Below are 12,027 nucleotides of genomic sequence, written 5' to 3' on the forward strand. Positions count from 1 at the left end.
TATTAACCCTCAATTCCTGCATCTCGCAATCGTTTCTCCAACTCGGCTAAACGTTGTAAAGCAGCCTCCTTTTCCCGTCGTTCTTGTTGCTTTTCACGTCGTTCTTTCTCAACTGACTCAAACCCCCACAATAGTAAATTACCCTCTTTATCCCACCACCGCAACCAATAACCATCACGGTTTTCTCGCTTTCCTGACCACACACCAATAAATAAATCCATTTCCCCTAACCAGTAACGGTTATTTTCATCAGGGGAACGTAGTTGGTATTTTCCTGACTCCTGTAAACGATGTACTTCTATAATACCCGTATCAGGAGCAAAAATCAGGTAATTTGCTACTTGTAAAACTTCTTCATAAAAAAACCATTTACCAGGAGGAAAAGTCCGTTTACTAGAATATTCACTCCCATTTGAATCAGAAAGAAATTCCATCACCACAACAGGAATTTCCCCCTGTTTGTGAGGAGTATAGCTACGTTGTACTTGCTCTCTAGGTACGGTAATTTTCGGTATGTAAGCCCAATCAGGTGCTTTGATGACAAGTTTGTCATTAACTGTAGTACAAATGCCATAGTTAGTTGTAGCCAGGGCTGTTTCTGGCAGTTTTCCTGCTAGTTGTAGGCTTTCCGTCAGTGCCGCAGCCAAAGAGGGTTGATTGACATTATCCACAGGTTCATCTTCTAAAACAAAGTCTTCAGGTAAGAGTTCCCAGGTAATCTTCTGGGTCGAAGCAGTGACAACCATAGCAGCCACAAATAAGAGATTAATAATTATTATAGATGATCTGTAAATTTGTTTTTTTGAGGTAATCTTTAATTTTGTCCCACGACATAGCACATTTTCGTCAATTTTAATTTAAAAGTTTTTTCAAGAAACCATAAAATTTAGATGAAGAAAAAAGTGACGGACTAGAAAAGATAACTCTACAATTGGAGTCAGCAGGGGCAAGATTAGCAATAGCAGTTTATGTACAAATCAAAGCATCTATTTAAGATATAACCTTTATAAACAGGCTAGTTGTCTGACAAATACTATTTCCATCCTCAATCCAGTAGGTTTTATATATGAATAACCAACAAAGAACTAACAGGATTTCTGCCGGTGTGGTAGCAGCTATTTCCGCAACAGTGGTAGCGGTAAGCGGTGGTGTGGCTTGGTTTTCTAACCAGACTCCTGATCTCACCACACCTGGCAACTCCTCCCAAACCATTAAACAGCCCATCAAGCAATCAACAACCCAACAAGGTAATGAACAGACTGCTAGTATATATTGGCTCAGATCCCAGGAGAATCGCCTTGATTTAGTTCCCCAACCCTTTAAAGTTGCTGCTACCCAACCCAACCAAGTTTTAGAAGCAGCATTTAAAACTTTATTAACAGGTCCAACTGAAGGCACAGACTCTACCACTATTCCCCAGGGTACTCAACTATTGGGACTAAAAACAGAAAACAATGATGTTCATGTGAATTTATCTGAACACTTTACCACTGGTGGAGGTAGCACCTCCATGATGGGGCGTGTGGGACAAGTTGTATATACTGCTACTAGTTTAAATCCTCAAGCCAAAGTATATATTGAAGTTAATGGCAAACCTTTAGAAGTTTTAGGGGGTGAAGGTGTGGAACTATTACAACCACTCACCCGCGAAAGTTTTCAGAAAAATTATCCGCTTTAGTCAGTTGTTGGTGGTCATGACTATTGCCTCCTGCGTTCTAGCTTGGTGCTAGGCTGAAACTTAATCAGGGTTAATTCTCATTAAAGGTTGACCATATTCCACCGGTTCACCATTTTGAAGTAAAATTTCCATCACTTGTCCAGAGACTTCGGCTTCAATTTCGTTCATCAGCTTCATGGCTTCAATGATACATACACTTTGACCAGCTTTGACGCGATCGCCCACTTCCACAAATGCCGCTTCTCCTGGTGCTGGAGAGCGGTAAAATGTCCCCACCATTGGTGATGGTACTTCAACCAATTTTTGATTAATTGGTGAAGAAGAATGAGCAGGTTGTGCTACCGAATTATCCACAACCTTATTTGTCATGCCCCCCTCAGACATGGAACCTGGTAACGCTGTAGATACCAACTGGGTGACACCAGCATTTACCACACCACTAACCGTTCCTTGGGCATTATTGCTAAAACTGACAGCTTTCCGGACTGTTAGCTCAAATTCATTATTTTTGAGGGTAACTTCCGCAATATCTGTTTGGGCAATAGTTACTAATAGCTGACGGATTTCATTAAAGTCTAATGTCACAATTATTTTACCTCGACCTAACTGTTAAATTAAAATTCTCAGTAAAGCAGGGATTTAATCCCTCTATAAAAAAGGGATTGAAATCATGATTACCAATTTGGGATTTTGGGCTTCGACTCCACTCAAGTCGAACGAGTTGGGATTTTATTCCTCACTATTCCCAGTTGGGATCAAAAAAATAGGAAAATTATTCCCTGCCTAAATACTTGCCTTCTCTGGTATCAATCTTTATCCGCTCCCCTTGGGCAATAAACAAAGGCACCATGATAGTTGCACCAGTTTCTAATTTCGCTGGTTTAGTACCACCGGTTGCAGTATCACCCTTAACACCAGGATCTGTTTCGACAATTTCCAAAACCACAGAGTTAGGTAGTTCTACTTCTAGAACCTGTTCACCCCAGCGAATCACGTTCACTTCCATACCTTCTTTAAGGTACTTGACGCGATCGCCGATTTGCTGTGTAGTTAATCTACCTTCTTCATAAGTTTCCATATCCATAAAGATAAACTCATCGCCTTCTTTATAGGTATGTTGCATCGTTAATTTTTCCAAAGTAGCCTGGGGAAGGCTTTCTCCAGCTCGAAAAGTTTTTTCTAACTGTTTCCCACTTTGAACGTTTTTGAGTGTTGTCCGCACGAAGGCAGAACCCTTGCCTGGCTTAACATGAAGAAAATCTATCACGCGCCAAACCGAACCATCTAAAACAATTGAAACACCAGGTCGAAAGTCGTTACTAGAGATCATGAAACTTTCAAATTTTCCAAGACAATCGGCATTTATTGTACCCTTCCAGCGTCATAATTTGTTAGTTATCAGTTGTCAGTTGTTAGTTGTCAGTTGTCAGTTGTCAGTAGAAAATATCTTTTCCCTGCCCTCTGCCCCCTTCTCCTGTGCCTCTTCAGTTCCCAGTCCCTCAATGTGGGAAGATAATCAATGAGTTAGTTCCAGTCAACACTTTGATGCTGAAGAAAGAGAAATTCATGTTGAACTTATTAAAGTCTTGGGTGAAGAACAGCCTAAAGGTAATATTGCTATTAACAATATTTTTAGGCATAAGTACGGCTGGGTGGACTTCCACTAGTAATGCTGGCTTACCAGCGGGGAACGCAATCACTGACGGTAAGGCTTTGTTGCGCTATGCACTGCCGATAAATAATCAACCTGTACGTAAACTGCAAGCTAGTTTGGAGGATATTTCTAACCAACTGCGGGCAAATAAGCGATGGAGCGCAGTTAATAATGACCTCAAGCAAGCATCGCGGATACTCGATAAACCTTCTCAAATATTAGCAAGCGTTCCGGAAGAACGCCAACCTCAAGCCGAAGCTTGGATGACTGAATTGAAATCTGGCATCACAGAACTGCAAGAAGTAGTTAAAACTAAACAAAAAGAACCTATTCTTGACGGAAGAGCCAAATTACTCAATCTTGTCAGCTTGTTAGAAGAATCAATGGTGAAGGAATTCCCCTTTGAAGTTCCGGTTGAGTACAGTAATTTACCCCAACTCAAGGGCCGCGCTACTATTGCTTTCAAAACTAGTAAAGGTGATCTCACTGTAGTTGTAGACGGCTATAGCGCCCCTGTTACCGCTGGTAATTTCGTAGATTTAGTACAAAGAGGTTTTTATAACGGTTTAGAATTCACCCGTTCGGAAGAATCTTACTTCCTCCAAACCGGAGATCCTGTTGGTAAGGAAGTCGGTTTTATTGATCCTCAAACTGGCAAATATCGGGCTATTCCTTTAGAAATTTTGGTCGAAGGCGAAAAAGAACCAACCTACGGTACTACTCTCGAAGAAGCTGGGCGTTATTTAGATATGCCGGTTTTGCCTTTTTCGTCTTTTGGTGCGTTAGTCATGGCACGTCCAGAAAATGAACCTAATGGTGGTTCTTCTCAGATTTTCTTCTTTCTGTTTGAACCAGAACTTACTCCAGCAGGACGCAATCTTTTAGATGGTCGTTATTCTGTATTTGGTTATCTTACTGAAGGGAGAGAGATTTTAGATAAACTCAAAGCTGGTGACAAAATCGAATCAGCAACTGTTGTTAAAGGCGTAGAAAATTTAATTCAGCCTCAAGCAACATAGTCAATTTTAGATTTTAGATTTTGGATTTTGGATTAATTCTAAAATCTAAAATCTATTAATTTTTTATCAAAAATGGAACGTAATAATTCAACCGTCTTGCGTCTGCTGCAAAATATTTGTTAGACTGCTGGGACTTTTTGTGAATTATTCAAAACCAGCCGAATCACCTGAATCATCAATAATAGGAATTGTTTCAACTTTATTTTCCTGTTGAGAACAATAGTTGCAAGTATAAATAACTAATCTTTCGCCTTTTTCTTCAGTTGTAGCCTTTCTTATAATTTTACTAGAAGTTACAGTCATGGTTAATCCCCCACAATGACTACAAGTTTTAAATCTATCTGATAAACTTACATAGCCCCGTAGATGGATAGAATTACGATCAATTTTTGTACAACAGCTTTGACAATACCATGCCTCAAAATAAATACTTTTAATTCCCATAGCGGTGATTTGTTTTTCATTTAAGAAATCAACCACCGATTTTATTAGTTTGAGTTCTTTTTTGCATTTCTCACAATATATTGGTCGTAAAGATTTGCGTTTATTAATTTTTCCTAAAATTCCTATTAATCCTTGATAGATTATTTGTATAAAACATAAGAAACTAAAAAATAGGAAACTAAAACATAAGAAATCAGAAAAACTAATACTGAAAGAAAAATCAAAAAACCTAGTAATCATACCGAAATTCGGATAATTATTTGTGTATGACTCACTAGCTAAAGTGTACAAGAAATTAAAGAAAGGAAGTGATATGCAAAAAGATCCTATATAAAAGGCAAAATGAATTATGCCATCATGCTCATCATTACCTTTAATTTGTATACCTTTCGTCGGAGGAGTAAAAACAGGTCTTGAGGATAAGAATATTCCTACTACAAAACTCAAAATTCCTAGAATATATAAAATATAGTCAAATTTCAACTGTAATAGAGGCTTGATAGATATCCAACTTAGCATTATTTTTATCTCCTTTGTTTTTCAGTAATATTCAAAATTGCTTTCATGTATAATGCCAAAACTCAAAATTTATCTTTAGCATTCAGATAGAAATATTTGCTATTCCAAACCTATCATAATTGATAATGTTTATAGCTATGATAACATCCAATTTTCGAGATTAAAATATCAGATATTAATTAATTTTTGCTTTCCCATGATTGTAGGATAGTAATCACGATTGACAACCCCATGAAGAAAGAAAAAATCGAAGCAAGTAAACCTGATAGATGAATTCCAATATCACTTTGAAGGGTTGTAAATAGGTTTATTAAACCTACAATTAGGTTGGCTATCCCAAAGATAGCAGCATAGAGAAAATATACTTTGCTTCCTTTCTCTTTTCTCCAGGCTATTATTACCGAAAAAAGTATTCCCCAGCCTAAGCAAAAGTTACCTAAACCTGGATTGAATTTAAATAAAGGTAATGGATTGTGATAACCTGATATGTAGGTGAACGATGCTTGACCTATGAAAGCTGATGAAATACCTGACCAAATTATTAAAGAGCCAACCACTATTGCAGAAATTTGACCTGCCAATGTTACTAATAAAATTGCAGCCCCTACTAACCAGACAGACAAACCTACTAACAAGCCAAACAAACCTATTAACAATTCACAGAAAGCAAGAGAAGTTTCTTTTATTCTTTTGTAGTATTTAGTATCTTTGTTAGGTTTTAATCTTCTTTTAGATATTGGTGGTTCAGGCATACCACGCCTGCGTATTTCGGCTCGAATTACCTGTTCAGCTTCTTCTGTATTGTCAAAACTAACCAACAGGTAATAAAATGAACGGCGAATGAGTTATTGAAAGTTATTTGTGTAAGTCCTAATTTTGGCTTACTCAACAGTAATCATTCGTTTTTTGGTAAAACACATAGCAGTACCTTTTTCGTAATAAGCAGCTTCATTGATAAAGATGGGATAGACAGTAGAGTTTCCTTGATAGCTAATTATTTGACCATCAAATGTTAAGAACATAGGATCACCGGGATGCAAAACTTCATAATCTTTAAACTGAAGATCAGGATGGATCATAGCTTGAATTTCTCCCTGTTCGTTTCTCGGATAATCAATTTTTTCTAGATATTCATAGCAGATTAGGTTATTTGAAAAAGATGGAACTTTTCCCTGGTTGTACAGTTCCAAATAATCTAAAATTGTGTATATTATGGCTTCAGTTTTGAAAAAAAACTCTGCATTTAAAACACCTTGAGGAACAGATCCCACCTCAATACAAATTCCAAATTTGCCAAGGGATCGCAGTGAATCATAACTTCGACCAGAGTTTCCCAAACTACAAACCTTGATTAAAGGATTAATATAATTAAGATAGGCGGCTAATTGCAAATTGAATGTTTCATCATTATCTACAATTATGGTTATGCCCATATTAGCAGTGGTACTATGTAAATCAACGATAAAATCAACAGGAGTTTTACCATTTTGTCCAAAAAGATGGTTAATCTCTCTAGCTCGTAAATCCTCATAACTAGAAAGTTTTGAATTTTCTAAATTTTGGCGCAGGAAGCACCGATTTAAATCTTTGTTTATGTATCGTATTACTGCTGTAAAGGCTTGAGGATTAGCCAATAGGGTCAGTGTTTCAAAACTGGATCTGTGAATTAATTGAGGGAATTGCTCAAACTTTTTGATCAAGTGTACTCCAGTGAACTCATTCCCGTGAGTTCCACCGGCAATCAACACTCGACTCAGTTTATTTTCAGGCTTCATTTCTGCTTCTCCAGTGACAAGTGGTTGTGTTGTTCTGAAGATATCCGAGAAACCTATGATACAATCACCCTATTTATGCAACATTCCATGACTAAAATGTCATAATGCCGATAAAACAAGAATTTTTAGCCCTATGACTAACCCCAAACTGCCCGATGATCATAAATGGTCGAATTGGGATCAACTCGAACTGTGTCATCTGAAATATGCGATCGCTGTAAATGATAAACAGGGATTTACCAACGCTGCTGCATATTTGGAAATCGATCAGGGATTTCTGAGTAAGCAAATAAAGTGGCTGGAAAAAAAAATTGGATTTCAAATATTTGACCGTAACCAGCGCCCGTTAAAATTAACAGATGCTGGCAATGAATTTTTGCAAGCAGCCCGTCAAATTCTCCATCAGGTTGAACAATCAATTGAATTAGGTCAACGATTCAGTCGTGGTGAGAAAGGACGATTAAATATAGGAATCAATACCTCCATTGCCAATAGTAAACTACCCGACATTCTCAGAGCATTTAACGAGAAATTTCCCGAAGTAGAATTGATGTTACAGGAACTAGCTTCTTATGAGCAAATTGACAAATTGCGAAACCAAAAACTTGATTTAGGTTTCTTTCATTTGCATAATTTGCATAATATTAATAACGATAATGATAATGTTTTTACTTTTATACCTGTTCTTCAAGAATCGCTGGTCATTGTTTTACCTGAAAACCATCGTTTTGCAAGACGAACTAGTATTTCACTTGCAGCACTGGCAAATGAGCAATTTATTCTCCCACCTATTTCACTTGCAGCACTGGCAAATGAGCAATTTATTCTCCCACCAAATAACCTGTTATATAATTTACGTGAGCAAATTAATGGTCTTTGTCTGGATGCAGGTTTTAAGCCAAAAGTTAAACAAGAAGCTGCATGGATATCAACCGTTCTGAGTTTAGTTGCAGGTGGAATGGGAATTTCACTACTTCCAGCTAATGTACAAAATTTGCAACGAAATGGTGTAATCTATCGTTCTATAGAAGGACAATTACCAGTATTAGAAATTGTTGCTGTTTGGCGAAGTGATAATGTATCTATAATTTTGAAAAATTTCCTGGAAGTTATTTCTAATTTAGCCTAAATGCTGACAACGCAATATCTGACTACACCAGATTACCTGCATTAAGCTACAACAGCTTCTCCTAATCGTTTTAAAATTTGCAAAACTTCAGCTAATTCATGTCGTCGAGGAAACAGGGAAAATGTGCGTGATACTTCATATTCAGGTTTATCTATGATAGCTAGTTTTATAAATATAAATTCATCGCCATTTGTAGCCATACCAAATACAGATTTATCCCGGTGGGGAGTAGTTAACATATAGGCTAATAATTGCGGTATTGCTGCGACAACTGGAATGCTATTTCGTTTAGATTCAACCACAAAAATCCAAAGTTTTTCTTGGACAACTAGGACATCAATAAAACCGCGAATTGTTTCCTCTGGTTCTTCAATTTCTAAATTTATGCCATAGGGTGAACGAATTCGGTAAGGTGAATCTAGAAACCCTGCAAGTTCCAAAAGTGGCGAAACTACTAAAAGATTAATTGTCCCTTTTAATAATAGACCATCAAGGCGATGATAATCATAACGCTGTTTGATGCGAGTAACACCTGATTTTTCTTGTGGGTTGAGTTGGGGTAAGTCTGTCAACCATTCGTTAAAAAAGTTTTCATCTTCTGCTTGGTGTAAGTGACAACGAGTTTGTAAATCACTCAAGCTTTTAATGGTGTCTGTGATGCCAACGGTAGAAACCATTTGCTGTTACCTTTAAATAAATCTCAAATTTGTAGGTAGCTGACCCACTATTTACACTGATTACCCTAAATTACCTGCATTGAATATCTGCTCAACTGTAATATTCAATTCAGGAAAAGTCCGCGATATAATTTTTTCATTAGCAGTAAATACCGTATCTTCATATAATCCTTCTTCCAGAAATAAAATAGAAATCTTATTCTCTAAAGGATCGACAATCCAATATTCAGAAACTCCTAAAGCTGCATATTCCGACCGTTTATAACGATAATCTCTTTTTACCGATTCTGGACTAACCACTTCTACAATCAATAATGGTGGTGATTGAAATATAGCAGAAGTATTTTGTAATTCCTTTGCATCTTCTAGGGTTACTACACACAAATCACTCAACCGCGATTTGTTTCTACTTGTTCTCACCCCAGTTTCCCGAAAACACAGCCAATGCAGAGTTAAACGCTTTATTTCCGTTGTTAATGTTGTATCAAGAAAATTGACAATCAAGAAATGTTCAATTCTTGGTGGGTTGATAATTTCTAACTGTCCATCAACCAGTTCATACTTCAAACCAAGTCCATCATCATAGTTTAAGTATTCCTCAAAGGAGAGGTTTTTTACTAATGTTGTTACCATATCAATAGTCTCCTAGATGATAGTTTTATTTTAGTCTGTAAAGTCATCAGTAAATTTTATTATGAATAATAATTTATCTTCCCTGCGAGTTCGAGATATTGGTGAACAAGGTCTTTTAGAAAAATTACAACGCTTTTGTCCACCGGATATAATTGGTGATGATGCCGCAGTTTTGGAAACCTTACCAAATCAATCTTTAATAGTCACTACAGATATGCTCATTGACGGCGTGCATTTTAGTGATGTTACCACCTCTCCAGAGGATGCAGGTTGGCGGGCTGCGGCGGCTAATTTGTCCGATTTAGCAGCAATGGGAGCGAATCCGGTGGGCATAACTGTGGGACTAGGTTTACCACCAGATGTAACTGTAAATTGGGTAGAGCGACTATATCAGGGCATGACAGAATGTTTATCAAAATATCATGTCAAGATAGTTGGTGGTGATATAGTGCGATCGCCTATTACCACTTTAGCAATTACCGCCTTTGGTCAAGCTCACCCCGATTTTATTATTCGTCGTGCTACTGCTCAACCAGAAGATGTAATAGTCGTCACAGGGACTCATGGCGGTTCGCGTGGCGGCTTAGAATTGCTCTTACACCCCGAAATTGGACAACACCTCAAAGTTGAACAAAAACAGGCTCTCATCACCGCTCACCAACGCCCCAACCCCCGTTTAGATGTAATATCCATCCTCAAGGAAATTATTATATCCCCCGTCCCTATTTCTATCTCCGGTATGGATAGCAGCGACGGTTTAGCAGATGCAGTATTACAAATTTGCCGAGCCAGTAAAGTTGGTGCAGTTATAGAATCTAGTAAAATACCCTTACCATCAGCCTTTGAAGAGTGGCTAACACCAGAAAAAGCATTAGAATATGCCCTCTATGGTGGGGAAGATTTTGAATTAGTCCTGTGTTTACCACTAGAACCTGCATTAAAATTAGTGCAAAAACTAGGCACAGGTGCAGCCATAATCGGCACAATTACCCCAAGCTCAACAGTAATTCTCCACCATAAAAAAGCAGAAATCCCCAACCAAGTTCTCAGTCTCAGTCAGGGATTCCAACATTTTGGTCAGTAGGGGCGCAAGGCCTGCGCCCATTTCATTAATCAGTGGTCAGTGCCTTATAGTTTCTTGTAACCCCTCACCAGTAGGGGCGCAGGCCCTGCGCCCATTTCATTAATCAGTGGTCAGTGGTATTGAAACAACTGACAACGAACAACTGACTACTGACAATTAACAATTAAACCCATTTTTGGGCGACTAATTCAGCCAAATCAAGAACACGTTGGCTATAACCCCACTCATTGTCATACCATGCCATGACTTTTACCATGTCATTGCCCATAACGATAGTTAAGTGAGAATCAACGATAGAAGATTCATTTGTACCTTGATAGTCAGAAGACACAAGTTCCAATTCGCTGTAACCTAAAATTCCTTTTAGAGAACCTTCAGCCGCTTCTTTGAGAGCTTGGTTAACTTCTTCAGCAATAGTCCGTTTTTCAGTCTGAACTACAAAATCCACCATAGAAACGTTAGGAGTTGGTACACGCAAAGCGACACCATTTAGCTTACCCTTCAACTGGGGAAGTACCAAAGCTACCGCTTTGGCTGCACCAGTGGAAGTAGGGACAATGTTGATAGCAGCCGCTCTAGCCCGACGCAAATCACGGTGGGAAGCGTCTAATAAACGCTGATCACCTGTGTAGCTGTGGGTAGTGGTCATTATGCCCTTGATGATCCCAAATTTTTCATCTAATACCTTAGCAATTGGAGCTAAACAGTTGGTTGTACAACTGGCATTACTGATGATGTTATGGATGTTGTGGTCATAATCAAGATGGTTTACACCGATCACAAAAGTACCATCTTCATTTTTGCCAGGGGCTGTAATCAGAACCTTTTTAGCTCCGGCATTTACGTGCCTCATTGCCCCTTCTTTGCTGGTAAAAACACCCGTTGATTCGATAATCAGGTCAATTCCCCACTCTTTCCAGGGCAAGTTATCTGGGTTGCGATCAGATACGCATTTAATTGTATTACCATTAATAGTGATGGAATTATCATCAGCACTAATATCTACACCTTGCAACTTGCCTAGCATTGAGTCATATCTAAGCAAGTGAGCATTAGTTCTAGGGTCGGAAGTGTCATTAATACCGACCAATTGAATATTGCTATTTTCTCTACCCACCCAGCAGCGGGCAAAGTTACGTCCAATGCGCCCAAAACCGTTAATTGCAACTCTAATCACAGTATCTTGCCCTCTGTATTTATGCCTATAAGTTGATATCGTTGACCCCAATCATATCGCAAAGGGGGAGGCTATTTATAACGATAAATTCTTAGATCAACAAAAAAATACAGCTTTTATTAATAAACTCTTAAAGTCGAGGGGGCAGGAAGCAGTTTACAGGGGGATGATAATAACCATAAGTGTCAACTTAACATAAAACCTACATCCCGCAAGGCACTCAAGTTCCTTGCTAATA

At 38.2% G+C, this 12,027-nt stretch carries 14 protein-coding genes; 5 read left to right on the plus strand and 9 right to left on the minus strand.

Going from position 1 to position 12,027, the window contains the following annotated elements:
* Positions 1-2 precede the first annotated feature (2 nt).
* Positions 3-746 (minus strand): Uma2 family endonuclease, encoded by a 744-nt coding sequence (locus EZY12_01455; protein QSX70470.1) that lies wholly within the window; start codon positions 744-746, stop codon positions 3-5.
* Positions 747-1,066: 320 nt separating this feature from the next.
* On the opposite strand from EZY12_01455, the gene EZY12_01460 reads away from it, so the two are divergent.
* Positions 1,067-1,678, plus strand: a complete 612-nt coding sequence (locus EZY12_01460; protein QSX68408.1) for a GerMN domain-containing protein — start codon at positions 1,067-1,069, stop codon at positions 1,676-1,678.
* Positions 1,679-1,738: 60 nt separating this feature from the next.
* Here EZY12_01460 and accB read toward each other — a convergent pair whose 3' ends face one another.
* The gene (accB, locus tag EZY12_01465) at positions 1,739-2,263 is read right to left on the minus strand and encodes an acetyl-CoA carboxylase biotin carboxyl carrier protein (GenBank protein QSX68409.1); all 525 of its coding nucleotides are present in this window, start codon (positions 2,261-2,263) and stop codon (positions 1,739-1,741) included.
* Positions 2,264-2,450: 187 nt separating this feature from the next.
* Entirely contained in the window at positions 2,451-3,008 is a 558-nt protein-coding gene (efp, locus tag EZY12_01470; GenBank protein ID QSX68410.1) for an elongation factor P, read from the minus strand.
* On the opposite strand from efp, the gene EZY12_01475 reads away from it, so the two are divergent.
* Positions 3,007-3,201 carry a hypothetical protein gene (locus tag EZY12_01475; GenBank protein QSX68411.1) on the plus strand — a complete coding sequence of 65 codons (195 nt, stop codon included), beginning with the start codon at positions 3,007-3,009 and terminating at the stop codon, positions 3,199-3,201. The two genes, efp and EZY12_01475, sit on opposite strands and share 2 nt — an antisense overlap.
* Before the next feature lie 43 nt (positions 3,202-3,244).
* Entirely contained in the window at positions 3,245-4,351 is a 1,107-nt protein-coding gene (locus EZY12_01480; protein QSX68412.1) for a peptidylprolyl isomerase, read from the plus strand.
* A 144-nt stretch (positions 4,352-4,495) separates the two neighbouring features.
* Here the strand turns inward: EZY12_01480 and EZY12_01485 are convergent, their stop codons facing one another.
* From EZY12_01485 to EZY12_01495, 3 genes are all read right to left on the minus strand, one after another.
* Positions 4,496-5,314, minus strand: a complete 819-nt coding sequence (locus tag EZY12_01485; GenBank protein QSX68413.1) for a hypothetical protein — start codon at positions 5,312-5,314, stop codon at positions 4,496-4,498.
* 179 nt (positions 5,315-5,493) lie between these two features.
* A complete protein-coding gene (locus EZY12_01490) occupies positions 5,494-6,066 on the minus strand; it encodes a hypothetical protein (GenBank protein QSX68414.1) in 573 nt (190 codons plus the stop codon).
* A gap of 129 nt (positions 6,067-6,195) precedes the next feature.
* On the minus strand, positions 6,196-7,089 hold the full coding sequence (locus tag EZY12_01495) for an aspartoacylase (GenBank protein QSX68415.1): 894 nt from the start codon (positions 7,087-7,089) through the stop codon (positions 6,196-6,198).
* A 133-nt stretch (positions 7,090-7,222) separates the two neighbouring features.
* Between EZY12_01495 and EZY12_01500 the strand changes: the two genes are divergently transcribed.
* Positions 7,223-8,218, plus strand: a complete 996-nt coding sequence (locus EZY12_01500) for a LysR family transcriptional regulator (GenBank protein QSX68416.1) — start codon at positions 7,223-7,225, stop codon at positions 8,216-8,218.
* Between the two features lie 41 nt (positions 8,219-8,259).
* Here the strand turns inward: EZY12_01500 and EZY12_01505 are convergent, their stop codons facing one another.
* Both EZY12_01505 and EZY12_01510 read right to left on the minus strand, forming a co-directional pair.
* The gene (locus EZY12_01505; GenBank protein QSX68417.1) at positions 8,260-8,895 is read right to left on the minus strand and encodes a type I restriction endonuclease subunit R; all 636 of its coding nucleotides are present in this window, start codon (positions 8,893-8,895) and stop codon (positions 8,260-8,262) included.
* 60 nt (positions 8,896-8,955) lie between these two features.
* Positions 8,956-9,528 carry a Uma2 family endonuclease gene (locus EZY12_01510; protein QSX68418.1) on the minus strand — a complete coding sequence of 191 codons (573 nt, stop codon included), beginning with the start codon at positions 9,526-9,528 and terminating at the stop codon, positions 8,956-8,958.
* 61 nt (positions 9,529-9,589) lie between these two features.
* Between EZY12_01510 and EZY12_01515 the strand changes: the two genes are divergently transcribed.
* Positions 9,590-10,612: a thiamine-phosphate kinase gene (locus tag EZY12_01515; protein ID QSX68419.1), complete on the plus strand. Its 1,023-nt coding sequence runs from the start codon at positions 9,590-9,592 to the stop codon at positions 10,610-10,612.
* 163 nt (positions 10,613-10,775) lie between these two features.
* Here EZY12_01515 and EZY12_01520 read toward each other — a convergent pair whose 3' ends face one another.
* The gene (locus EZY12_01520; GenBank protein QSX68420.1) at positions 10,776-11,789 is read right to left on the minus strand and encodes a type I glyceraldehyde-3-phosphate dehydrogenase; all 1,014 of its coding nucleotides are present in this window, start codon (positions 11,787-11,789) and stop codon (positions 10,776-10,778) included.
* Between the last annotated feature and the right edge of the window lie 238 nt (positions 11,790-12,027).

This window comes from Dolichospermum sp. DET69, assembly GCA_017355425.1.
Lineage (GTDB): Bacteria > Cyanobacteriota > Cyanobacteriia > Cyanobacteriales > Nostocaceae > Dolichospermum.